Origin of the sequence: Pseudomonas sp. NPDC086112 (genome assembly GCF_044746425.1) — a bacterium.
In the GTDB taxonomy this organism is placed as follows: Bacteria; Pseudomonadota; Gammaproteobacteria; order Pseudomonadales; family Pseudomonadaceae; genus Aquipseudomonas.
The window spans coordinates 95,726-117,386 of the sequence record NZ_JBIVCD010000014.1; the positions used below are offsets into that span (position 1 = coordinate 95,726).

At 59.1% G+C, this 21,661-nt stretch carries 24 protein-coding genes; 8 read left to right on the forward strand and 16 right to left on the reverse strand.

What is annotated here, in order from left to right:
- Positions 1-9: 9 nt before the first annotated feature.
- Positions 10-1,113, reverse strand: coding sequence for a sugar phosphate isomerase/epimerase family protein (locus tag ACIPLA_RS13000; protein ID WP_401173410.1), 1,104 nt, complete (start codon positions 1,111-1,113; stop codon positions 10-12).
- Positions 1,110-2,276 (reverse strand): Gfo/Idh/MocA family protein, encoded by a 1,167-nt coding sequence (locus ACIPLA_RS13005; protein ID WP_371317099.1) that lies wholly within the window; start codon positions 2,274-2,276, stop codon positions 1,110-1,112. Before ACIPLA_RS13005 ends, ACIPLA_RS13000 begins: the two co-directional genes overlap by 4 nt.
- 201 nt (positions 2,277-2,477) lie before the next feature.
- Between ACIPLA_RS13005 and ACIPLA_RS13010 the strand changes: the two genes are divergently transcribed.
- Together ACIPLA_RS13010 and ACIPLA_RS13015 are read left to right on the forward strand one after the other, a co-directional pair.
- Positions 2,478-3,479, forward strand: coding sequence for a LacI family DNA-binding transcriptional regulator (locus ACIPLA_RS13010; protein WP_401173412.1), 1,002 nt, complete (start codon positions 2,478-2,480; stop codon positions 3,477-3,479).
- Between the two features lie 10 nt (positions 3,480-3,489).
- The gene (locus ACIPLA_RS13015) at positions 3,490-3,987 is read left to right on the forward strand and encodes a heme-degrading domain-containing protein (RefSeq protein WP_401173414.1); all 498 of its coding nucleotides are present in this window, start codon (positions 3,490-3,492) and stop codon (positions 3,985-3,987) included.
- Between the two features lie 209 nt (positions 3,988-4,196).
- Here the strand turns inward: ACIPLA_RS13015 and ACIPLA_RS13020 are convergent, their stop codons facing one another.
- From ACIPLA_RS13020 to ACIPLA_RS13045, 6 genes are all read right to left on the reverse strand, one after another.
- A complete protein-coding gene (locus ACIPLA_RS13020; RefSeq protein ID WP_007904854.1) occupies positions 4,197-4,850 on the reverse strand; it encodes a peroxiredoxin in 654 nt (217 codons plus the stop codon).
- A gap of 117 nt (positions 4,851-4,967) precedes the next feature.
- Positions 4,968-5,708, reverse strand: a complete 741-nt coding sequence (locus tag ACIPLA_RS13025) for a TorF family putative porin (RefSeq protein WP_192342652.1) — start codon at positions 5,706-5,708, stop codon at positions 4,968-4,970.
- 110 nt (positions 5,709-5,818) lie between these two features.
- Positions 5,819-7,561: an amidohydrolase gene (locus tag ACIPLA_RS13030; protein WP_401173417.1), complete on the reverse strand. Its 1,743-nt coding sequence runs from the start codon at positions 7,559-7,561 to the stop codon at positions 5,819-5,821.
- An 18-nt stretch (positions 7,562-7,579) separates the two neighbouring features.
- Positions 7,580-9,448, reverse strand: coding sequence for an amidohydrolase (locus ACIPLA_RS13035; protein ID WP_401173419.1), 1,869 nt, complete (start codon positions 9,446-9,448; stop codon positions 7,580-7,582).
- A gap of 513 nt (positions 9,449-9,961) precedes the next feature.
- On the reverse strand, positions 9,962-10,144 hold the full coding sequence (locus ACIPLA_RS13040) for a hypothetical protein (protein ID WP_008068377.1): 183 nt from the start codon (positions 10,142-10,144) through the stop codon (positions 9,962-9,964).
- Positions 10,131-10,886 carry a zeta toxin family protein gene (locus tag ACIPLA_RS13045; RefSeq protein WP_401173421.1) on the reverse strand — a complete coding sequence of 252 codons (756 nt, stop codon included), beginning with the start codon at positions 10,884-10,886 and terminating at the stop codon, positions 10,131-10,133. Before ACIPLA_RS13045 ends, ACIPLA_RS13040 begins: the two co-directional genes overlap by 14 nt.
- Before the next feature lie 470 nt (positions 10,887-11,356).
- On the opposite strand from ACIPLA_RS13045, the gene ACIPLA_RS13050 reads away from it, so the two are divergent.
- Positions 11,357-11,716, forward strand: coding sequence for a DUF6124 family protein (locus ACIPLA_RS13050; protein ID WP_401173423.1), 360 nt, complete (start codon positions 11,357-11,359; stop codon positions 11,714-11,716).
- A gap of 120 nt (positions 11,717-11,836) precedes the next feature.
- Here ACIPLA_RS13050 and ACIPLA_RS13055 read toward each other — a convergent pair whose 3' ends face one another.
- From ACIPLA_RS13055 to ggt, 3 genes are all read right to left on the reverse strand, one after another.
- Positions 11,837-12,841, reverse strand: a complete 1,005-nt coding sequence (locus ACIPLA_RS13055) for a helix-turn-helix transcriptional regulator (protein WP_401173424.1) — start codon at positions 12,839-12,841, stop codon at positions 11,837-11,839.
- A gap of 111 nt (positions 12,842-12,952) precedes the next feature.
- Positions 12,953-13,486: a cysteine hydrolase family protein gene (locus ACIPLA_RS13060; protein ID WP_401173426.1), complete on the reverse strand. Its 534-nt coding sequence runs from the start codon at positions 13,484-13,486 to the stop codon at positions 12,953-12,955.
- Positions 13,487-13,762: 276 nt separating this feature from the next.
- Positions 13,763-15,490, reverse strand: a complete 1,728-nt coding sequence (gene ggt / locus ACIPLA_RS13065) for a gamma-glutamyltransferase (RefSeq protein ID WP_008068370.1) — start codon at positions 15,488-15,490, stop codon at positions 13,763-13,765.
- A 152-nt stretch (positions 15,491-15,642) separates the two neighbouring features.
- Between ggt and ACIPLA_RS13070 the strand changes: the two genes are divergently transcribed.
- The gene (locus ACIPLA_RS13070) at positions 15,643-16,164 is read left to right on the forward strand and encodes a methylated-DNA--[protein]-cysteine S-methyltransferase (protein WP_401173444.1); all 522 of its coding nucleotides are present in this window, start codon (positions 15,643-15,645) and stop codon (positions 16,162-16,164) included.
- Between the two features lie 151 nt (positions 16,165-16,315).
- Here ACIPLA_RS13070 and ACIPLA_RS13075 read toward each other — a convergent pair whose 3' ends face one another.
- From ACIPLA_RS13075 to ACIPLA_RS13090, 4 genes are all read right to left on the reverse strand, one after another.
- Positions 16,316-17,134 carry a helix-turn-helix transcriptional regulator gene (locus ACIPLA_RS13075; RefSeq protein ID WP_401173428.1) on the reverse strand — a complete coding sequence of 273 codons (819 nt, stop codon included), beginning with the start codon at positions 17,132-17,134 and terminating at the stop codon, positions 16,316-16,318.
- A gap of 5 nt (positions 17,135-17,139) precedes the next feature.
- The gene (locus tag ACIPLA_RS13080; RefSeq protein ID WP_218394459.1) at positions 17,140-17,679 is read right to left on the reverse strand and encodes a kinase inhibitor; all 540 of its coding nucleotides are present in this window, start codon (positions 17,677-17,679) and stop codon (positions 17,140-17,142) included.
- Positions 17,680-17,804: 125 nt separating this feature from the next.
- A complete protein-coding gene (locus ACIPLA_RS13085; RefSeq protein WP_401173430.1) occupies positions 17,805-18,398 on the reverse strand; it encodes an NUDIX domain-containing protein in 594 nt (197 codons plus the stop codon).
- Positions 18,399-18,495: 97 nt separating this feature from the next.
- Positions 18,496-18,933 (reverse strand): hemerythrin domain-containing protein, encoded by a 438-nt coding sequence (locus tag ACIPLA_RS13090; RefSeq protein WP_401173432.1) that lies wholly within the window; start codon positions 18,931-18,933, stop codon positions 18,496-18,498.
- A 147-nt stretch (positions 18,934-19,080) separates the two neighbouring features.
- Here ACIPLA_RS13090 and ACIPLA_RS13095 point away from each other — a divergent pair, with 147 nt between their 5' ends.
- The gene (locus ACIPLA_RS13095) at positions 19,081-19,512 is read left to right on the forward strand and encodes a GNAT family N-acetyltransferase (RefSeq protein WP_192342641.1); all 432 of its coding nucleotides are present in this window, start codon (positions 19,081-19,083) and stop codon (positions 19,510-19,512) included.
- 151 nt (positions 19,513-19,663) lie between these two features.
- On the opposite strand, the gene ACIPLA_RS13100 is transcribed toward ACIPLA_RS13095, so the two are convergent.
- Positions 19,664-20,014, reverse strand: coding sequence for a hypothetical protein (locus ACIPLA_RS13100; RefSeq protein WP_218394457.1), 351 nt, complete (start codon positions 20,012-20,014; stop codon positions 19,664-19,666).
- Between the two features lie 163 nt (positions 20,015-20,177).
- On the opposite strand from ACIPLA_RS13100, the gene ACIPLA_RS13105 reads away from it, so the two are divergent.
- From ACIPLA_RS13105 to ACIPLA_RS13115, 3 genes are read left to right on the forward strand one after another with little or no spacing between them, the layout of a single operon-like run.
- Positions 20,178-20,432: a hypothetical protein gene (locus tag ACIPLA_RS13105; RefSeq protein ID WP_008008546.1), complete on the forward strand. Its 255-nt coding sequence runs from the start codon at positions 20,178-20,180 to the stop codon at positions 20,430-20,432.
- 2 nt (positions 20,433-20,434) lie between these two features.
- On the forward strand, positions 20,435-20,764 hold the full coding sequence (locus tag ACIPLA_RS13110; protein ID WP_218394456.1) for a DUF6388 family protein: 330 nt from the start codon (positions 20,435-20,437) through the stop codon (positions 20,762-20,764).
- Between the two features lie 28 nt (positions 20,765-20,792).
- A complete protein-coding gene (locus ACIPLA_RS13115; protein ID WP_218394455.1) occupies positions 20,793-21,497 on the forward strand; it encodes a YoaK family protein in 705 nt (234 codons plus the stop codon).
- Positions 21,498-21,661: the final 164 nt, after the last annotated feature.

The window sequence follows — 21,661 nt, forward strand, 5'->3', positions numbered from 1 at the left end:
AACAGGTTTTCAGGCGTCGGGCAAACCCAATAGCCGTCGGTTGAAACGCTCGTCGGACGCCACGCTGGCGAAATCGTCAAACGCCTTGCGGGTTTTGCTGATCATGTGCTGGCGGATGAAGGCCGCGCCTTCTGCGGCGCCCTGCTGCGAATCCTTCAGGCAACACTCCCATTCCAGAACCGCCCAGCCGGCAAAGTCGTACTGCGTCAATTTGCTGAAAATCGATTTAAAATCGATCTGCCCATCGCCCAAGGAACGGAAGCGACCCGGCCGATCGACCCAACCTTGATAACCGCCGTAGACACCCGAACGGGCATCGGGCCGGAACTCGGCGTCCTTGACGTGGAACATGCGGATGCGCTCGTGGTAGCGATCGATGAAGCCCAGATAGTCCATTTGCTGAAGCAGCAGATGGCTCGGGTCGTAAAGGATCGCGGCGCGCGGATGGTGATCGACGGCCTCAAGGAAACGCTCGAACGAGGCGCCATCGTGCAGGTCTTCGCCGGGATGGATCTCGTAGCAGAGGTCGACGCCGGCTTGCTCGAAACAATCGAGGATCGGCAACCAGCGCCTGGCCAGTTCGGCAAAACCCTGCTCGACCAGACCGCTCGGGCGTTGCGGCCACGGGTAGACGTAGGGCCACAGCAGCGCCCCGGAAAACGTCGCGTGCGCCTTCAACCCCAAGCGCTGGCTGGCGCGCGCGGCGAGCTTCAGCTGATCGATGGCCCACTCGGTGCGGGCCTGAGGCTGACCGCGTAAATGCTCGGGGGCAAAGTCATCGAACAACGTATCGAACGCCGGATGCACCGCCACCAATTGGCCCTGCAGATGCGTCGACAGTTCGCTGATTTCGACACCTGCCTGGGCGCAGACGGCTTTCAACTCATCACAGTAATCCTGGCTGTCGGCGGCGCGCGCCAGGTCGATGTACTGCGTGCCCAGGGTCGGCAATTGAATGGCTTTGTAACCCTGCGCTGCGGCCCAGCGGGCAATGTTGGCGAGCGTGTCGAAGGGCGCTTCGGCGGACATGAACTGCGCGAGAAAAATACCCGGGCCGCGCAGGCCTGCCGGTGTTGGGGAGGTGTGGTTCACGGGAGGGTTCTCCGGATTCATGGGTTGCAGACCAGTTGGGTCCACTTCGCGTCGCCGCGATGATTGGCGACCACCGCCTCGATGAACGCCATGCCACGCAACCCGACGTCGATGCCCGGCACGCCGGGGGCATCGTTGCCTTCGATGTTGCTGCGGATCGCGGTGGCGAAATCACCATAGAGATTGGCCATGGCCTCGAGATAACCTTCGGGATGCCCGGCAGGCAAACGCATGCGCTGGCTGGCGGCCTCGCATAACCAGGGCTGGCCGACACCGGAACGAAGGATGCTCAATGGTTGATCGAGGGAGCGATGGATCAGGCTCGCGGGCTCTTCCTGACGCCACTCCAGCCCGCCCTTGTCGCCATAGACGCGGATTTTCAACGGGTTCTCTTCTCCGGCGCAGACCTGGCTGGCGATCAACACCCCGCTGGCCCCGGCGGCCATCTTGAACAGCATCGCCGCGTCATCGTCCAGTTGCCGCCCGGCAATGTGCGAACCCAAGGTTGCGCACACCTGTTCGATGGGTTGGTCCGCGACGAATTCGGCCAGCGAAAAGGCATGGGTGCCGATGTCGCCAATGCAGCCGCCCAGCCCTGACTGCTCGGGCTGATCGCGCCAACTCGCCTGCTTGTTGCCCTGCCCGGCCACATCCCGACTCAGCCAGCCTTGCGGGTACTCGACGATGACCTTGCGCACAGCGCCGATCACGCCGCTACGCACCATCTTGCGCGCCTGCCAGACCATCGGATAACCCAGATACGTGTGGGCGAGTCCATAGAGGCGGTCGCTGCTCTGCACCACCGCCTTGAGCGCCAGCAGTTCGGACAGATTCAGTGCCGCGGGCTTTTCGCTGAACACATGAAAACCCGCATTCAGTGCCTGGCTGGCAATCGGCGCGTGCAAGTGATTGGGCGTGACGATGACCAACAGCTCCATGCGCTGGTCGGCAGGCAGTGCGCGCTCGCTATCGAGCATCTGCTGCCAGTCGCTGTAGCAGCGTGAGGCGGACAATCCCAGCGCGGCGCCGGTGTCCTGATTGTTGCGGGCGTCTCGGCTGAATGCACCGCACACCAGTTCAAAACGACCATCGAGGCCGGCAGCCTGGCGGTGGGCTTTGCCGATGAAGGCGCCCTCGCCGCCCCCGACAAACCCCATTCTTATTTTTGCCGTTGCAACATTCATCGCGAATTTTCTCTTGTTCGGGGCGGATTAGCGCTTCAGGTTTGACTATGATGTAACCGGTTACATCATGCGGGAAATTTAGGCTCAGTGACTTCAGGTGTCAAACCCTGGATTAAAAATGAAGCTCATTTCAGCGCACGGCCGGACTGCGGTAAGCTCGCCGGCCACGCTTACATCTGCCGGTTCGATAACGAGGTCGTCTTGTCCAATATCCGTGAAGTAGCCCGGCTGGCCGGCGTCTCGGTGGCCACCGTGTCCCGAACGCTGAAGTCGCCCGAGCGCGTACTCCCCGAAACCCGGGACAAGGTCAATGCAGCCGTGGAACAGGCCGGCTACCGGCCGAACCTTATGGCCGTGCAGTTTCGTTCGCGCAGAACCGGCAATCTGGTGATTCTGGTCCCGGCCATCGCCAACACGTTTTTCGCACGGGTGATCAGCGGTGCCCAAAGGGCGGCGCAGGCGGCCGGATACCGACTGCTGCTGTGCGACACCCAGGGCCGCGAGGAAATCGAACGGGAATTTGCCGCGCTGGCGTACGCCCACCAGGCCGACGGCGTGATTCAGTTGCGCGCCTACGACCCTTTTGAGTCGCCCTTCCCCAGTGGCGAATCACCGCCCCTGGTCAACGCCTGCGAGGTGATTCAAGGCGGGCGGCATCCGACCATCAGCCTCGACAACCGGGCAGCGGCCAAGGCCATGACGGAGCATCTGATCGATCTGGGTCATTGCCGGATCGGCCTGATCAAAGGCCCGAAAAGCAGCCCGCTCACACGCGACCGTGTGGCCGGTTATCAAGATGCATTGCACCAGGCCGGAATCGCCTCGGATCCACAATTGATCTGCCACGGGGACTTCACGTTGCAGGCCGGTTTTGATGGCGCGGGAATGCTGCTGGAACTGCCCGACCGTCCGACCGCATTCTTTTGCGAAAACGATGAAATGGCGATCGGTGCATTGAAGCGCATCAAACAACAGGGTTTGCGGGTACCCGAAGATATTTCTCTGGTGGGTTTCGATGACATTCCGTTCGCGGCCTACTGTGATCCAGCGTTGACGACCATCGCGCAACCTGCCGAAATCTTTGGCCAGAAAGCCGTTGAAATGCTGATCGCCCTCATCGAAAAAAAGCCCATCCCGGACCGCCATGTGGTGCTGCCGTTCACATTAACCGTGCGTAACAGTACGACCGCCCGAAAGGGATGAGGGAGAAACCATGGACATCAAAACCGACCTGCAACGCATCGCACTCCAGGAAGATACCCTGAAGTTTGAGCGCTTCGACAAAGCGACGGCCTGGGACTTGGGCACCCGTTTGAAAACCGCCTGCGAGGAGCAAGGCGTGTCCGCCACGATTGAGGTCAGGCTGGCGCGGGACACGGTGTTTTTTTACTCGATGCCGGGAACCTCTGCCAGCAATGCCGACTGGGCACGACGCAAGCGAAATGTCGTGGAACTGATGGAACTCAGCTCATACCGCGTAGGCCGGTCCTTTGCGCTTCAGGGCGACTCACTCGAAGGTTTGATGGGGTTGCCCCTGCGTGATTACGCCGATCATGGTGGCAGCTTCCCGGTGTCGGTCAAGGGTGTGGGGTGCATTGGCGCCGTCACCGTTTCAGGGCTACCCCAGCGTGAGGATCATGCCCTGGTGGTTCAGGTGTTGGCACAGATGTGCGGGGCCGACCCGAGCGAACTCGCGCTTGAGGGCGAGTAGCGCGCAGTCGCCACTGAGGCTTGCCCACAAATGAATTAGCAACGTACACAAATTTTGCGAACAACACCGATCACTGTGGGAGCGGGCTTGCTCGCGAAGACGGCGGCATAGTCAACATTGATGTCGCCTGACACACCGCTTTCGCGAGCAAGCCCGCTCCCACATGGATTTCGCTTAATTGACTGGCATTGGGTCTCCCAACAGATCGGTTACTTCGGTTGCGCCACCGTGCGCAAATAAGGTTTCAGCGTTTTGAAGCCATCCGGATACTTCTTCCGGGCGTCCTCATCGGAGACCGAAGTGGGAATGATCACGTCCTCGCCCGGGCGCCAGTTCACTGGGGTGGCGACGGTGTGCTTGGCGTTCAATTGCAGAGAATCGAGCAGACGCAGCACTTCATCGAAGTTGCGCCCGGCGCTCATCGGGTAAATCAGCATCGCCTTGACCTTTTTGTCCGGCCCGATGATGAACACTGAACGCACCGTAGCGTTGTCCACGGCAGTCCGTGCGCCGCCACTGGCATTCGGATGAATCATGTCGTAGAGCTTCGCCACCACCAGATTCTCGTCCCCGATCATCGGATAGTTGACCGCATGCCCCTGGGTCTCTTCGATGTCTTTGGCCCAGGTCTGGTGATTACTGACAGGGTCGACGCTGAGCCCGACGATCTTGGTGTTGCGTTTATCGAACTCCGGCTTGAGCCCCGCCATGTAGCCGAGCTCAGTGGTGCACACCGGGGTAAAGTCCTTGGGGTGCGAAAACAGGATCGCCCACTTGTCGCCGATCCACTCGTGGAAATGCAGCGGGCCTTCGGTGCTTTCGACGGTAAAGTCCGGTGCTTCGTCGCCAATACGGATTGCCATGTTCGTTCTCCTTACTGTTGAGTCGTAGGGAAGCCGCTGGCTGCTCCAACGGCATTCAGGATCTGCGTTGAACCTGTCAACGCGGATCAGTATAGGAGACGCTTTGAACACACGGGCTCAGAAGGTCTTGCTGGCACTGGCTACCACGGTGGCCGTGCACAGATCGCCATAGCCGTACCAGCTCGCACATTCGCTTTTCGACAGGTCGGTATCGATGTAACTGAGGCCCCAGGTCACGCCGACGAAATCACGGGTCAGTTTGGCTTCCCACTCGGTGTAGGCATCGCGACTTTCACCGTTGGCGGACCAGAAAGCCGGGTCTTTGACATCGTTGCGCCCCACGCGCAGGTCCAGGCCGAGCTCGGCCGGCAATTCGATTTTGTAGCTGAGGTAGGTGTAGAGGGTGTCCTGGTCCTCGCCAAAGAAGTTCGGCGTATTGTTTGAGTAGTTGGCGCCGAGCTTCACGCCATAAACGTCAAGGATGGCGTAGACCTCACTCATGTTGAATTGGCCTTCCTTTGGATAGTCGTACTTGAGGTACCCCAGATCCAGACTGATTGCCTCGGTCGCCTGCCAGTAGTAGCCCGCGTAGTACTCGAGTTCCTGCCGGGTTTTGTAGGGGCCGCCGAAATCGACATTCGAGGTCCAGGCGCCAACGTACAAGCCGCTGCTGTGCACCAGCGTGGCGCCGGCCTGAACCGCCGGATCACCCAGGGTTTGCGAAATGCCTCGGGTGCGGTAGTCACTGACAACGCCCAGGGTCATGTCCAGGCTGAAGTCATCGTTAAGTGTCAGTGCCTGGCTGGTCAGGGGAGCCAATACAAGGCCGGCAAGGGTCAATGCTGAGCGTACGTTCATACAAGTCTCTTATTTTTATGGATCAGCGGGTGATGTCGGGCATGGCGTTGCCCAGCCCCTCGCCATGCGAGGAGCGGGAGCATTTTTTCGGTACTGCAGGCGGGTAGTCGTCAGGACGCGGGCGCGTAAACCTGCTTGCCAGCGAAGAAAGTCTTCAGGACCTTGGTGTCGAACAGTTCGTCGTCGCTGACCTTGAACACATCACGGTCGAGGATGATCAGATCGGCTTGTTTTCCGGGCGCCAGCGAACCAATCTGTTGCTCCAGCCGCAGGGCTTTGGCGGCATTGAGGGTGTAGGCGTAGAACATGGTCTGGCGATCAATGCTTTCTTTGGCATTCAATACACCCAGCGGCCCTTTGCGAGTGCTGGCCTGGGCGATGGCATTCCACGGGTTGGGGCTGGACACCGGCCAGTCACTGCCACCGGCGATGACCGCACCGGCGTTATGCAGGGACCCGGCGGGATACTGATAACCGTAAGCGAACGCGCTGATATACGGTTTGACCAACTCCACCGTGTAAGACTCGCCGGTGGCCCACAGCAGCTGCATGGAAGCGATCACGCCAAGCTGCTTGAATCGCGGAAACTCCTTTGGATTGACCAGTTGCAGGTGAGTAATGCTGTGGGCCATCGGTGTCGGGTTGAGCTTGCGCGCGTATTCAATGCCATTGAGTGACTCACGTACGGCACGGTCGCCGACCGCATGCGTGTGCACAATCCAGTCACGCTTCTCCGCCGCGACCACCAATTCACCGAAGTGTGCCGGGTCGATCAGCAACTGACCGTTTTTTTGACTGTTGGTGAACGGATCAATCACCGCTGCCGTCTGCCCTGGAAACTCCAGGACGCCGTCAGCGAAGACCTTGATACCAGGGAAGCTCAGGTTGGGCACGCCCTCGAATTTCTTCATCACCTTGGCCAGCACTTCCAGATCGGCCGGCCGGCTTTTTGGGTTGGCCAGCAGCAGCGCCGCAACGTGGGCATTGAGCTCGCCCTTCTGCGCCAGTTCGCGGTAAAGCGGCAGAACACCGTAACTCTGCTCGGTGGCCTGGAAATCGAGCAGCGAATCGCCACTTCCGGCATTCGCTGCCGCGTCCATCCAGGCGGTAACGCCATATTGATTATTGACCTTCACCGCCTCGCGGGCGGCCTTGAGCATGACCTCGTTGCCGGGCGCGGGGATCTGACTGCGTACCTTGTCCCAGCGCGACTCGGCAAAATAACCATTGGGAGTGAAGTCCGCTGCGTGCCCCACGAAGCTGCGATCCTGTTCCGACAGACCTTTTACCAATGCCGCGTCGATCTTCAGACGCTTGAGCATCGCGTTGTTGGCCCAGCCGGTATGCCCGTCTATCCCGCTGAGGACCACCGGTTGGTCCGCCCAGCGTCCCTGATTGAAGCGCTGACCGAGCTCGCGGCTTTTCTCCCAATAGGCCGAACTCACCCCGGCAATGCTGATCACGTCACCGGCCCGTGCCCGCCCCGCTTCATCCTGCTCGATCACCCATTGCTCAAGCTCCGGCAACGGCTTTACTTCATCCAGCAGGTTGGCCCCCTGGCTGTTGAAGGCCGCGACGACCGGGTGACTATGGGTATCAATCATTCCAGGCATCAGTACTTTGCCCGCCAGATCGATTCGTTGCGTCTGGGCATCGGCCAGGGCGTTGATCTCGGCATTGCTGCCCACTTTCAGAATCTTGCCGTCTTGCACCGCCACGGCCTGAACCAGTGCTTGACCGGGTTCGGCGGTAAAGACCTTACCGTTGAACAGCACAAGATCAGCAGCGGCCATGGCCTGCGCCGAGGAAAGGGCCAGGGCTGCGGTCAACAGGTTGGGAATGAATAGTCGCATCGGAACACTCTCTTGTTTTTATCGGGCGATTCGGGATGTGGACGCTTGTGACAATGCCTTCGGATCGGGTCCAACGAACGGCGCCTTGGCCCACACGACCTTGCCGCCGACCACCGTTAGCAGTACTTCGTTTCGGCCCAGCTCGTCCTCCGGCACCTGCATGAAGTTCTTGTCCAGCACGATCAAGTCGGCGAACTTTCCAACCTCGACCGAACCGACGACAGCCTCCAGTTTCAGTTGCTCGGCGGCGTTCATGGTGATGGTGCGCAGCACGTCAGTGCGCGACAACGCAGGGTCGGCATTCAACCTGCCGGCATACTTGGGGCCGTAGCTGTGCGGGTTCAGAGGATCGCCTGAACGGGTGACACCGATCTTCAGCGCCAGGAATTCATCGAGCGGGTCGACGGGCCAGTCGCTGCCATAAGCAACCCGGCCACCCGCGCGGCGGATGCTGCCCGATGGCTCCATGCGGGCAAAACGCGTCGGGCCGAGATGATCGCTGGTGCCGTCGACCGTGGACGGCGCCTGCTGGGCCCACTGGAACGACATGTTGGCGGTCACATCCAGCGCCTTGAAGCGTGCATAGTCAGCGGGGTCCACCGACTCGGCGTGAGTAATGGCCGGACGAAAACCGTTGCCCGGCAGTTGCTGGCGCACGTATTCGATACCGTTCAACGAGTCACGCACCGCTCGGTCCCCGGTGGCGTGAAGGTGCAGATCGAGGCCGGCCTGCACCGCTTGCAACAGCAGCGGATTGAGCACTTGCGGCGGGAAATACAACTCACCGATATTCTTGCCAGGCGTCCACTTGGGCGCGGCATCGGTGCCGGCATTGCGCAGGTACGGCGCCAACATTGCCCCGGTATCCGCTGGAGCGTTGATGATGCCGTCCATGAACAATTTGACGTGACGCATGCTCACACCCGGCGCGACTTTGGCTTCGCCCTGGTCGTAGGTGTTGGCCAATGCCTTGGCCTCGGCAATGGTTTTCGCCGGGTCTGCAGCGGCGGCGGCAGGGTCGAGTTTGATCGCCAACAAGGCCCGTGCAGTCAGCTCGCCCGACTGTTGCAGGGTGGTAAACGCTTTGCCATTTTCAGGCCCCGACAAGGCATCGAAGAAACTGGTGATGCCTTGCTGGCGCATGGCATCGAGCGCCGCGCGGGTCTGGTTGAGTTTTTCTGCGTCGCTGGCTGGCGGCACCACGGCAGCCATGGCATCGGCGGCACCGTCTTCGCAGATACCGGTCGGGTTGCCGGCGCTGTCGCGCACGTACTTGCCATCCCCCGGATTGGCCGTGTGCTTGTTGATGCCCGCGACCGCCAGGCCGCGAGAGTTGGTCAGCACGGTATGGAAGTCGGTGGAACGGACCTGAATCGGGCGAGTGGTCTTGAGTGCATCCAGCGTCGATTTGTCGGGATCGCCGTCGAGCCCGGTCATGCCCATGCGGTCCCAGCTGCCCACCTCAAGCCAGACATCGGGGCCTTTGCCTTTGTCGGCATCTAGACACGCCTGAATGGTTTCCTGGAAAACCTTGCGGGTCATCGTCTGGTATTTCAGGTCGCACAACGTCATGGCGCGACCGCCGTCCCCCGGATGCATGTGCGCATCGACGAAGCCGGGCATCAACATGCGTCCCGCCAGATCGATCAGCTGGGTCTGCGTACCGATGTACGAAGCAACGCCTTCATCGCTGCCGACATAGACGATCTTCCCGCCCGTGACGGCGATCGCCTGTTGCACCGAGTTCTTGCCATCGACGGTATAGACATAGCCGTTGCGCATCACCATGTCAGCCGGTGTCGAACCCTGTGTCTGACACCCCACCAGCGCCATGCAGGAAAATGCCGTTGTCGACGCAACGGCGATAAACAGCCTGGAAAATTTCAACTGCCTCACCTCTATTTTTATAGTTTTGGAAGTGGCCCGAACAGACGGCCGCAAGCCTCTGATATGCAGGGCATACCCTATAGGGCGCAGGCGTCGGATGGACCTCTACAAATGAGGAGGGGTGAGGTAATTAGATGACAGGCATCCGATCTGGTGTAGCGGCGGAACCTGTGGGAGCGGGCTTGCTCGCGAAGACGGCGGCACAGTCAACATTGTTATCGACGGACACGCCGCTGAACTCGATGACGGCTTGTTCGCCATCGCGGTCTGCGTGGCGCAGGTCGTAGACACCGAGCATGGAGTTGTTGGCGGCATCTAGGAGGTAGAACGAGGCGGAGTTTTTGTAGCTGCCCTTGGCGACTTGCTCGGCGATGAGGCCTTGGGAGACCGTGAGGGATTTGATCCAGCCGGCAGTCGGGGCGTCGTGTTGCGGACCCTTCTCGTCTTTACGAATCCCCAGGAACGAAAAAGCCCAGCAGATAGCTGGGCTTTTTGGTCAATGACACATTCGCCTTAGGCAGAAGCCTTCTCGGTTTTTCGCGCCATCTTGATAGCTTCCGCCTTATCCAGCACGTCACGCTGGGAGGCGATCGCTTTAGACATCGCCACTATAAATACGTCCCGCTTGGTCTCGGGGGAAGCCTTGCAGAAAAATTCAGCCAAAGGACTGGATTTTCCGGTCTTAGCTGCACTCATTTTTCTCTGCCTCGGTTAGGAGCTCGATAAGCTCAAGATGATCATAGGTCTCAGGTATCAGGTCGTCAATCTGGTCGACGGTCACATCACCTGCGTACGCGGCATCAGTCCCATCAGTATTTTTGATAAGTAAATTCACGACCAGATGTTCCCCATAGGATCGTCTGATGTCGACAATGTTCCTTCTAGCTGCCAGATACTGTCTGACGAACTCATCCATGGGAATGTTGCGGCCTTCAGTTATCTCCCTGGCCCTTACGAACTGCCAGGCCAATTCCGGCCTCTGATAAACGTACATAATCTGGGCGAACCTTCGGTTACCCAAGACCCTGTCAATATTGCGTCTTGCGACACCTATATTTGCCATCGTCCCGTCAAGAATGAACGAAATTCGTTTCTCAAAAGCTCGATCCAACACCTTTTCGAGAATTTTTGTAACCGCCCTCTGAAACAGATAAGAGTTACAACCCGTGTAGCCTGGGATCAAGGTCCTGAAGTCATCAGGATCTATGCGAAGCACCCGTTGAGCCTCATATTCTTCATCACCCTCTTCAAAAAATTCGACGAAGGCCTTAGAAATCTCAGTTTTCCCAGCCCCGGGCGACCCGGCCATAAAAACCATTATAGGGAAATCCTCTGGTGCAAAGATGCTGGTGTCAGCAATTGCCCTTGCAAGAGAAGCCCTATTGGCCCGAGCAAACTCAAAGGCAGCCTCTTCTGTCGCTTTTTCTTCGGGGGTCATTTGAAGCTCGCAATTCGTTTGGTTCAACCTAACATTTAGATCGCCTCTAGACCATCCGCCTGCCTGTACGACTCGCGCACAAGATAATTCAACATCGCCAGAGGCTCCTTGTTTAAGTGCCATCAAAGTTACGTCCTGAAAGCTACATAACCTTGCGCCGTTGCCTACGGCTGCACCAGAATCCGCCGGCTTGTGCGCTGTGGGGTCACTCGGTAACTTGATTCGCGTCACTGATCGTCAGTGATCGTCAGTGATCGTCAGTGATCGGGTTTAGCAGCCCGTGGTGATACGAAGCGCATTTGCATTCCAGACAGTCAGGTAGTTTCATGCCTGCACTTCATGGTAGCTGTGCGCAGGGCGCCCTCGGGCGCGCCGGTTTCGTGTCTCCCCGGTCTGCTAACCTGCGCACAGCTGCCACCCTTCGTTTAGCAGCGACTCGGTGACGGCGCCACTACTTTGGAGCACGAAGTATGTTCAAGATAACGCCGAACCCGCCGGTCACAGACCCGGCATCCCCCTACGAATCTCTCGATTCAAAAAAGCTCAACGAGGCCGCCGAACGCGCCCTCGACTTCCACTTCCCGTCGAATGCCGACATCAAAGCCACCGCGCGTACACCCAGCACAATGTTTTCCGTGGACCCACAAGCCACAGCCGAAACTCTCGCGGTTTTTTTGGTCGAGACGCTGGCCTCGGTCGATGTGATGGTCCATCAGTTGGTGGATCATCTGGAGGGTGAGTCGCGCTACGCCCTGCCGGGCATTTCGAACAGCATCATGGTAGCGGAGATCACGGCGAACCGGGTGCTGGATCACATTAATACGCCTTAGAAGTATGAGCTCAATTCCCCTGTGGGAGCGGGCTTGCTCGCGAAAGCGGTGGGTCAGGCAACATCAATGTTGACTGTACCGCCGTCTTCGCGAGCAAGCCCGCTCCCACAGGGATTGCGCTCAACTGACTGGCATCGCTGAACGCAGGACAGAACCCAGTTCCACTTTGCTCTTCACGCCCAGTTGCAGGTAGCAGTTGCGCAAATAAGTGCGGACTGTCGCAGGGCTCAACTCCAGGATTTTGGCAATTTCCTTGTAGGAATGGCCGGCGGCGAACAGCATGGCTGCCGTTCGCTCCCGTGGCGCCAGCATCGCCCCGCGCGATTGGGTTTCGAGCGACAGGATAACGTGCTCGGCGTTAGGGCTCAGTGTCAGGGCGCAGCGGCCCAGGCGCATGACGCAGGGTGCCTTTGGCAGTTGCGCGATCACCTGCGCGGGAAGCATTGAACCGTTCCAGCCGGGTAGCTCACGTTCAATGGCTGCACACAGCGTTGCTCCCACGTACAGCAAACTGCCGTCCATGCGCGCGACGCCAAAGTCCGACGCGCCGTTGCCCGTGTCGAAGCGGATCATGTCCTGCACCTGGAATCGCCACAGCTGCAACAGATGGTCGCAGAAGGCCGAAAACAGATCGGCCTCGCTGTCGTTGAACGCCCAGGCATCCCTGCCTCGGTAGAGGCAGACGAAGAACATCAAGCCGCTTTCGGGTAACTCGAAGGTGATGCACATCAGGTAGTAGAGGTCGTGGCGCCGAGCGAACACATTCACGTCTTCATTGGGGTCGGTGAAGCCGCTGTCGCGCACAACCTCACCGGGTCGACTCATGGTGTCATCGGAGAATTTGTCGTTGCGCGCACAGGTGTGCCACTCGGCGGTAAACGACTCAGGCAGATTGATTCGCCCGTGCATCCAGTTTCTGGTCGAAACATCGACGCCCGGCGCAGACATTTCGCCCCACCAGGCCGAAGCGAAGGGCACCAGTTGGCTGAACGCCTGCAGGCCGTCGGTGATGAAGCGGGAGGCACCGCGATCTCGGGCAAGACGCCCCAGGTGCAAGATGCAAAGGTTGAACGCTTGCAGCGTTGCCATTGACGCCTTGGCGCCGACCTCATCACCCTCCCCCATGTTCTGATCCTGTTCGCTGCATGGCGTATTATTTTTTTGACCATGCCACAGGCGCAGCGAATGCGTCCAGCCCCTGGCACGCAAGCTCCCCGCCGTGGGGTTGGCGCTGTTTCAGAGTTTGATTTCGCTGGCCGGCGTCACGTCGATCCGTGCCACGGAGCCGGTCAGGTGCGCCAGATCCTTGTTGTGTTCGGCGATGATGTCTTCGGCGCTCATCGCGCCGTTGTCGATGGTGGAATGGGCGTCGGCCACCAGCACGACGTCGTAGCCCAATTGATGCGCCTGGCGAACGGTGGCGTTGATGCAGTAGTCGGTTTGCAGGCCGCAGATGATCAGGCGGTCGGCGTCCAGCTCTTGCAGCTGTTCATGCAGGTGGGTCTGGTAGAACGAATCCGGGGTGGTTTTGCGCACGCGCAGGTCTTGGGGTGAAGTCTTCAGACCCTCGGCCAGTTGCCAGCCTTCGCTGCCGTATTGCAACAGGTCGCCCTCTTCTTCGTGCTGGATCAGGATCACCGGGATGTTGGTTGCCCGGGCTCTGGTGCTGAGGTCGTTGATGGTGTCGATGACGCGCTGGATGTCGAAGCATTCATACTCGCCGGTGCACAGCGCGCGTTGGACATCGATGATCAGGAGTGCGGTGCTCATGGCTTCCTTCCTTGATAAGTCGGTGGCTCGGAGACGGATTTCAACTCCCTTCTTCATGCAACAATTGTCGAGCTGAAGCAGCTGTAGCAGCTGTCGAGCTTGCGAGGCTGCGTTCGAGCGCGAAGCGGTCGCGAACCAGCAAATGCTGGCTTACCTGAATAAACGCGGTTGCCGATTTTACGACTGCTTCGCAGCCGAACGCAGCCTCGCGGGCTCGGCAGCTGCTACGGAGATCAGGGCCACCCAGGGAGCTGAAATGGCCGGTGATCGCCTGTTTCAGTAACCGAGTGACAACCCGGTATTACGCCGTGGATCATTCGCTCCATAAAAGCGGTTCTTGCCCACTGGCTTGCCTTCCAGCGAAGGCGCACCTACCAGAATAGCTGCGATATGGTTCGGGTCCTGCGGCCCGGCAAATTTGTGCCCCCAACTTTCGAGCATCTTCTTGGTGTCCGGGCTGGTGGCGAAGTTCTCCAGGTTGGTTTCTTCCGGCAGCCATTGCTGGTGGAAACGCGGCGCATCCACCGCTTCCTGAATGTTCATGCCGTAGTCGATCACGTTGAGGATGGTCAGCAGAGTTGCGGTGATGATGCGGCTGCCACCGGGGGTGCCGACGACCATGACAACCTTGCCATCCTTGGTGACGATGGTCGGGCTCATGGACGACAGCGGCGCCTTGCCTGGGGCGATGGCGTTGGCTTCGCCCTGCACCAGACCGTACATGTTCGGCACGCCGATTTTCGAGGTGAAGTCGTCCATTTCATCGTTAAGGATGACCCCGGTTTTGCTCGCCATGACGCCGGCGCCGAACCAGTCGTTGAGGGTGTAGGTCACCGACACCGCATTGCCCCATTTGTCGACGATCGAGTAATGGGTGGTGTTGCTGCCTTCGTGGGGCGCCACGCCGGGTTTGATCTCGCGGGACACGCCGGCCTTTTGCGGATCGATGACTTCGCGGATTTTGGTCGCGTAGTTTTTATCCAGCAAATGGGCGATCGGATTTTTCACGAAGTCCGGGTCGCCGAGGTAGCTGTTGCGGTCCACATACGCGTGGCGCATCGCTTCGATCTGGTAATGCATCGCCTGGGCCGAGCGGAAGCCCAGGTCTTTCATCGGGTAGCCGTCGAGGATGTTCATGATCTCGCAGATCACCACGCCACCGGAGCTTGGCGGTGGCGCCGAGACCACATGATAGCCACGGTAATCGCACTCGATCGGCGCCAGTTCGCGGGTCTGGTATTTGTCGAGGTCGGCTTGGGTGATGATGCCCTTGTTCGCCTGGCTGGAAGTGACGATAGCGTCGGCCACCCAGCCTTTATAGAAACCGTCGGCGCCCTTCTCGGAAATTTCCCGCAGGGTTTTGCTCAAGTCTTTTTGTACGAGTTTCTGGCCCACCTGCATCGGCTCGCCATTGCTCAGGAAAATCGAGCCCGAGTCGCGCATGTCTTTTTTGAAGACGTCCGTGGCGTACTCCAGCAAGTCGACATCGCCCTGCTCCAGCACAAAACCGTCTTCGGCAAGCTTGATGGCCGGGGCGATCACTTCCTTGCGGGGTTTGGTACCGTATTTCTTCAGGGCCAGTTCCATGCCCGAGACAGTGCCCGGCACGCCAACGGCAAGATGGCCGCGTGTGCTCAGGTCCGGGATGACGTTACCCGCTTTGTCGAGGTACATGTCGGGGGTCGCGGCCAGCGGGGCTTTTTCACGGAAGTCGAGGAAGGTCTTGCGCCCGTCCGCCAATTGAATCGTCATGAAACCGCCGCCACCCAGGTTGCCCGCCGCGGGGTACACCACCGCCAGCGCATAACCTACTGCAACGGCGGCATCGACGGCGTTGCCACCATTCTTGAGCACATCGACGCCGACGTGGCTGGCCAGATGCTGGGCGGTGACGACCATGCCGTTTTCGGCCGCGACCGGGGCAACGGAGGCCGCGTGGGCGGTCAGGCAGCTCAGCGCCAATGCGGTTGCCACGAGCGATTTGGTAAAAGGTTCGAACTTCATGAGTCGGTCTCTTTTTGTTTTTAGGTTCTGTTCAAAAACAGCGGGAACGGTTCAAGAGCAGTAGGCAAGTATGGCTGGGATTGCGTATTGCGCCTCCCCGACGAGGCAGTATGCTGGGCCCCCTGTTCAGCACTTTTGCGGAGTCCGCCGGCATGTCCTACACCTTCACCACCCTGGCGTCTCCGGTCGGCGAATTGAAACTGGTGGCGAAAGACGCACGACTGGCGGCCATCCTCTGGGAAAACGACAAACCAGGCCGGGTAAGGCTGGGGCCGATGACTGAAGCAGCGGACAACCCGATCCTGGTGCGCACCGCACAGCAGTTGCAGGAATACTTCGCTGGCACGCGTAACCGTTTCGAACTGGAACTGGATTTTGCCGGGACGGAATTTCAGCAAAAAGTGTGGCAGGCGCTACTTACGATTCCATTTGGCGAAACTCGCAGCTACAGCGAGATTGCCCGGCAGATCGGCAATCCCAGCGCGGTTCGCGCGGTGGGTGCAGCGAATGGCAAGAATCCGATTTCGATTATCGCGCCGTGTCATCGGGTGATCGGTGCGTCGGGGAAACTGACGGGGTTTGCCGGTGGGCTTGAGGCGAAAGAGCGGTTGCTGACGCTGGAGGGCTGCGAATGGTCAGGGACCGGCAAGATGGATGATTTGTTTTTGAGCTAATGAGCCCTAGTGGCGAGGGAGCTTGCTCCCGCTCCAGTGCGTAGCGCTGGCAAAATCTTCGACAAGGGGCGTTTCACGCCCAGCGCGAGCAAGCTCGCTCGCCACAAAACGCACAGTTTCAAAAAGACAGGGTACATCTCACAGGAATTGCCTAAATCGCCGCCCGTAATTCCCGTGGCGACAGGCCATAGTGTGAGCGAAAGCGCACTGCAAAACGTGAGGCCGAGGCGTAACCGCTGGCACCGGCAATTTCACCGATGGGGCGAGACGTGGTTTGCAACCATTGCAGCGCCGTCGCCAGCCGAACGTTTTCCAGGATATTCCTGAAACTGCTCCCCTCATTGGCCAGTTGGCGACGCAATGTCGACTCCCCCAGGTTCAGGTGTTGTGCCACGTGCGCAACAGTCCAGTCTCTTTCCGGGCTGCTCATTACCAGTTGCTGCACCCGTTCGCACAGTGGATCGTTACGATCCATCAGCAGCGGCCCGGCCTGGCCGCCGAGGCACAGGCTCAGGAGAACCGCTTCCCCATAATGGGTGCGCAATGCATCCGGCGCGTTTGCATTGATGGAGGCCAATAACTGATCCCATGCCTGTGTCGTATGCCGATCCAGAGGAACACATAGGTCTGTCTTCTGGGCATGGCGATGGCTGATGATCTGCTGGCCATATCGGCTGCTGAAGTTACGCAGTGTCGAACCGGGAAAGGTCACCACATCGGCAATGTAGTGACCGTGAAGGCCGGGGAAGTTCGAGATGCCAAGCTCGCGCCCGGCCGGCATCAGAATCAGATGTTGCGGCCCTGCACGCATCTGACGGTCATCCCATTGCAGCAGTTTTTCTCCCTGCCGCACTCGACACAAGGCGGTGGCGAATATCGGCACCCGTTGCAATGTATGGGGCTGTCGCGCCCGTATGACACACGCATCGATAATGTTTTCCCGGTGCTGTATGCCGACACAAGGGCGCATTGTTCTTAACGTCCGTAAGTTGAAGTGATGGTCGCTTTGGCCAAGGCGTTGGCATTGAGCATATAGCCCACCAAGGCGCCGCTGGCCTGGTTGTCGAGCGGTAGCTTATCGACTTTCAACGCCCATACGGTGAATTGATAGCGATGGGGCTTGTCGCCTGCAGGCGGACAAGCCCCGCCAAATCCCGGCTGGCCATAATCGGTTCGCCCTTGTACTGCACCGGCAGGCAGGTTCGAACCGACCCCTCTTGGCAAACTGCTGGTTGAAGCGGGCAAGTTGACCACCGTCCAATGCCACCAGCCGCTGCCGGTCGGCGCATCAGGATCGTAGACCGTGATCGCGTAACTTTTGGTGCCCGCCGGGGCGTTGCGCCAGGAAAGCTCGGGCGAAGTATTACCACCTTCGCAACCGAAGCCCTGGAACACCTCGCGACTGGTCAACGGGCGGTTTTCAGCAATATCCTGGCTCGTCAGCGAGAAGTCGGCAGCGTGTCCCGTGAGCACGACCCCCATGGACAATGCGGATAGGATTATTCTGATGTTCATCGTGACCTCATCTGAGTGTTGGCGTGAGGCACGAGTTTAGAGAGAGCAAAGGCTGGTTACTGTGCCGAAATGCTCAACCATTGTGCCTGAACGCTCTCTCGATTCAGAGGCCAATCCAATCCTGCTCAAACCGCTCCGAAGATGTTTTTCATCGCCGCATACTGCAGCAGCATGATGGTCTTGGCATCGCAGATCTCCCCGCGATAGAACGCCGCCAGCGCCTCGTCGAACCTCCACTCCAGTACTTCCAGTTCTTCGGTTTCTTCCTCCAGCCCGCCGCCATCACTGACCTTCGAAGACGCGTCGTACTCGGCGATGAAGAAATGCAGCTTTTCAGTCACCGAACCGGGGCTCATGTAGGCTTCGAAAACCTTCTGCACATGGTGGACGCGATAGCCGGTTTCCTCCTCGGCCTCAGCACGAATGCGCTCTTCAGGCGCAACGCCTTCCAGCAGCCCCGCCGCCACTTCGATCAGCAAACCATCGTGGCCGTTGACGAACACCGGCAGCCTGAACTGGCGGGTCAGTACGACGGTTTTCTTCTCGCGATTGAACAGCAAAATCGCCGCACCGTTGCCCCGGTCGTAGACTTCGCGAGTCTGACGCTGCCAGTCGCCGTTGTTGCGCAAGTAATCGAAAGTGATTTTCTTCAGCAGATACCAGTCGTGGGACAGCACCTGGGACTCGATGATGTTGACCCGCTCGGCTGTGTTCGACATGACAATCCATCCTTATGTTCGTCAGAAAGCGTCCATGTTAGGCGAAAACAGAAAAGCCCGGCGACTGATTCTAAGTGAACAGCTTTGCGCTTCACTCTCAGGAAAGTTGCGCCTTGTATTCTTTCTGATACTGCCCGGCCAGGGTTTCTTTCTGTTGCTCGTCGAGCAACTTGCCGGCCATCTGGAAGAACTTCTGCTCCTCCTCTTTGAGGTGGTGATGGACCTTCTCCGAGAGCTTTTTCGCCGTTGCCAACCAGGATGGACTGGACATTTCGGTCGCATCCAGCGCTTCCATCATCTCGTCCATTTCGTGGTGTTCGGAGATGGCGTGACGACTAAGATCCACGCCGTTGTCGAACGCCATCAGCGGCATGTAGAAATGGCGTTCTTCAGCGGTTTCGTGGGCCTGAAGCTCGGATTTGAGCCGTTTGTAAGCCTCGATCCGTTCCGGGGTGTCGCCCTGGGTTTGAATCAGCGCATCGGCATAACGGCGCTGACGGTCGTGGCTTTCGCGCAAGGCTTCAAAAATGTTCACGGGCTGTCCTCATTGGCTGCGTTCAGCAATGATGCTGTTCAGGCTAGACATTCCTGGAGTCCCCGGGGTTCCTTCGGTTGCGGGGGATAGAACAATCGCCACATCCGGGATAGGCTCCGTGTTCACTGCCATAAGGATGTGTAGCCTATGACCCTGCGAATCGAATTGTCGAAAAATGCCTCCCAGGAAGAACGCGAGGCGATCCTCACACCGCTGCGTGCCTATAACGCCTCAAAGGCCGGGGCCACGGTGTCAGAGCAGATTGCTTTGCTGGTACGCAATGACAGCGACGAGATTCTCGGCGGGCTTTATGGCCGAGTGTTTTACCGGTGGTTTTTCATTGAGTTGTTGTCGGTGCCGGAGCTGGCCCGGGGACAAGGGATGGGCTCGAAGCTGATGCAGATGGCCGAAGACCTGGCGCGGGAAAAGGAATGCGTGGGGATCTGGCTGGACACTTTCGACTTCCAGGCGCCGGAGTTTTACAAGAAGCATGGTTACAGCGAGTTGGGGCACATCGCCGATTACCCGCCGGGCCATAAGCGCTTCTTTTTTCAGAAGCGCCTCATTAACACTGATTAAGACGCGCAACCTGTGGGAGCGGGCTTGCTCGCGAAGCTTTTGGCGCCCCTGAAGGCCCCTTCGCGAGCAAGTCGGATCGCCGCACCGCCGCTCCCACATTGGAATGGCATCGGCCGATCGTCTGGAGATTGAGCCTCAAACTGCAGACTGCTCAGAGACAGGTCGCCAACGCCGCCAATCGGCGTTTGGCGACAAAATCGTCATGCTGCGCGTAGTAGCTCAACGCTGTACCCGAGGCGTCGGTGCTCACGTCCACGAAGGACTCGGCCGAACGGGTGTAGACCGTCGAGCCACCCTTCTTGCCCGGCTGCAAATAAGCGCCCGCATCGACGCCGAACACCGCTTCGTCCTGCCAGGCAAACTGCACGCACTGGGCGACGATTTTTTCCGGTTTGTCCGAGGTCAGGGTTTTGTACGGGGTTTTGGTGCGGGCGTCATTCATCGCCGATCCGGCGCAGCCCGCCAGCAAGGTTGCGGCCAGCGCCACCATCAGAATTCGCATTGCGTTCGCTCATCAGGAAAAAGCGGACTGTATCACTGCGACGCAGCGTATCGTTCTGCTTTACTTCATTTATACCGCGACACCGCGCAACGATTCGCGCACCCTGTTGCGCCATTAACGCCGCATCGCCCATTTTTTCCGGGCGCATTTTTCTGGAAAGGTCATGACACCCAACGCCGAATACTACAAACCGACCGCTGAATACGCCGACAAGCTGATCAGCCAGATCGGTCAGACGCCGTCCTGGATCGCCAAGCGAATTGGCGTCACCGACAAGCGGATTCGCTACATTCTCGATGGCGAAAGAACCGTTAAAGGCGAAACCACGCCGATCCAGATGACCTACCCCGAGCAATTTGCTCTGGAGTGTCTGGCCGCGGCTGCCAAGGCGAGCAAAAAGCAGTCTTCCAAGGAGTGACCATGGCGGCAACCGAACAGCAACACGAGCAGGCGCTGAAAAAGTTTCTCGATGAGCGTCCTGAGCTGCGCATCGAACTGGACAACCTGAATCCACTGTTGGCCCAGGCCAAGGGCGTGACAGTGGCGCAGTACCGCGACGAGCGCTTGCATGAAGCGTTCGAAGCCGAGGCTGAGCGCCTGGGTTTGTTTGCCTGGGAGCTGACGCTGCAACTGACTGCCCCCACGCCTGAGGATTACCAGGCCCAACGCCTGGAGGTGCACAAGGAAGTCGCGGAGATGGCCGGCATGGACTGGCTGGAGTATTGCGAGTTATATGGGCTAACCAAATAATCATCGCTGCTCAAGGAAGTCCTCTTCAATGCTGCCTTCTCCGTCAGGCACCCGGGCCACGCCGGGGCATCTGCATACCCATAAATGGCGCGGACGCATCGGCCTGGCGCTGGTCGCCGGTTTGTCGGTGCTCGCCGGCATGACCGATGCCATCGGCTTCATGGCCAGCGGCGACTTCGTGTCCTTCATGAGCGGCAACACCACACGCCTTGCCGTAGCGATCAGCGATGGCGATCTCGGGCTGACCCTGCGTCTGCTGATTCTCGTGGCCACGTTCGTCATCGGTAATGCCTTGGGCATTGTCGTCAGCCGGTTCGGTGGCCGACGGGCGCTGCCATTGATGCTGTGCATTGCCACGTTGCTGTGCGGCGCCGCGGCCTGGCCCTATGACAGGCAACTGCCGGCGCTGTTGGCGACGATCATTGCCATGGGCATGCTCAATGCCGCCGTGGAAGAGGTGAATGGACTGCCGGTCGGGCTGACCTACGTCACCGGCGCGCTGTCGCGGTTCGGCCGAGGGCTGGGGCGGTGGATGCTTGGCGAGCGGCGCAATGGCTGGCGGGTGCAGTTGGTCCCATGGACCGGGATGTTTGCCGGCGCGGTGCTGGGTGCTTTACTGGAACATCATCTTGGGCTCAAGGCGCTGTTTGTCAGTGGGTTGCTGGCCGGGGCGCTGGGGGTGCTGTCATTGAAGATACCGCGGCGTTGGCAGTTGGGTTATATGCCGCGCTGAGCAGGTGATCAGATCCTGAATTTATGTTGCCGGGAAGTCCGTCTTCGCGAGCAAGCCCGCTCCCACACTGGACCTGCGGCTGACCACTGTTTTGTGTTCGACATAAATCCAGTGTGGGAGCGGGCTTGCTCGCGAAGGCAGCGACTCGGTCTTCAGGTAAACGC

What these genes read in the sequence shown, in the direction of transcription:
- ACIPLA_RS13000 (WP_401173410.1), bottom strand. Translation starts at nt 1,113, where the DNA reads ATGAATCCGGAGAACCCTCCCGTGAACCACACCTCCCCAACACCGGCA.
- ACIPLA_RS13005 (WP_371317099.1), bottom strand. Translation starts at nt 2,276, where the DNA reads ATGAATGTTGCAACGGCAAAAATAAGAATGGGGTTTGTCGGGGGCGGC.
- ACIPLA_RS13015 (WP_401173414.1), top strand. Translation starts at nt 3,490, where the DNA reads ATGGACATCAAAACCGACCTGCAACGCATCGCACTCCAGGAAGATACC.
- ACIPLA_RS13020 (WP_007904854.1), bottom strand. Translation starts at nt 4,850, where the DNA reads ATGGCAATCCGTATTGGCGACGAAGCACCGGACTTTACCGTCGAAAGC.
- ACIPLA_RS13025 (WP_192342652.1), bottom strand. Translation starts at nt 5,708, where the DNA reads ATGAACGTACGCTCAGCATTGACCCTTGCCGGCCTTGTATTGGCTCCC.
- ACIPLA_RS13030 (WP_401173417.1), bottom strand. Translation starts at nt 7,561, where the DNA reads ATGCGACTATTCATTCCCAACCTGTTGACCGCAGCCCTGGCCCTTTCC.
- ACIPLA_RS13040 (WP_008068377.1), bottom strand. Translation starts at nt 10,144, where the DNA reads ATGAGTGCAGCTAAGACCGGAAAATCCAGTCCTTTGGCTGAATTTTTC.
- ACIPLA_RS13045 (WP_401173421.1), bottom strand. Translation starts at nt 10,886, where the DNA reads ATGACCCCCGAAGAAAAAGCGACAGAAGAGGCTGCCTTTGAGTTTGCT.
- ACIPLA_RS13050 (WP_401173423.1), top strand. Translation starts at nt 11,357, where the DNA reads ATGTTCAAGATAACGCCGAACCCGCCGGTCACAGACCCGGCATCCCCC.
- ACIPLA_RS13055 (WP_401173424.1), bottom strand. Translation starts at nt 12,841, where the DNA reads ATGGGGGAGGGTGATGAGGTCGGCGCCAAGGCGTCAATGGCAACGCTG.
- ACIPLA_RS13060 (WP_401173426.1), bottom strand. Translation starts at nt 13,486, where the DNA reads ATGAGCACCGCACTCCTGATCATCGATGTCCAACGCGCGCTGTGCACC.
- ggt (WP_008068370.1), bottom strand. Translation starts at nt 15,490, where the DNA reads ATGAAGTTCGAACCTTTTACCAAATCGCTCGTGGCAACCGCATTGGCG.
- ACIPLA_RS13070 (WP_401173444.1), top strand. Translation starts at nt 15,643, where the DNA reads ATGTCCTACACCTTCACCACCCTGGCGTCTCCGGTCGGCGAATTGAAA.
- ACIPLA_RS13075 (WP_401173428.1), bottom strand. Translation starts at nt 17,134, where the DNA reads ATGCGCCCTTGTGTCGGCATACAGCACCGGGAAAACATTATCGATGCG.
- ACIPLA_RS13080 (WP_218394459.1), bottom strand. Translation starts at nt 17,679, where the DNA reads ATGAACATCAGAATAATCCTATCCGCATTGTCCATGGGGGTCGTGCTC.
- ACIPLA_RS13085 (WP_401173430.1), bottom strand. Translation starts at nt 18,398, where the DNA reads ATGTCGAACACAGCCGAGCGGGTCAACATCATCGAGTCCCAGGTGCTG.
- ACIPLA_RS13095 (WP_192342641.1), top strand. Translation starts at nt 19,081, where the DNA reads ATGACCCTGCGAATCGAATTGTCGAAAAATGCCTCCCAGGAAGAACGC.
- ACIPLA_RS13100 (WP_218394457.1), bottom strand. Translation starts at nt 20,014, where the DNA reads ATGCGAATTCTGATGGTGGCGCTGGCCGCAACCTTGCTGGCGGGCTGC.
- ACIPLA_RS13105 (WP_008008546.1), top strand. Translation starts at nt 20,178, where the DNA reads ATGACACCCAACGCCGAATACTACAAACCGACCGCTGAATACGCCGAC.
- ACIPLA_RS13110 (WP_218394456.1), top strand. Translation starts at nt 20,435, where the DNA reads ATGGCGGCAACCGAACAGCAACACGAGCAGGCGCTGAAAAAGTTTCTC.
- ACIPLA_RS13115 (WP_218394455.1), top strand. Translation starts at nt 20,793, where the DNA reads ATGCTGCCTTCTCCGTCAGGCACCCGGGCCACGCCGGGGCATCTGCAT.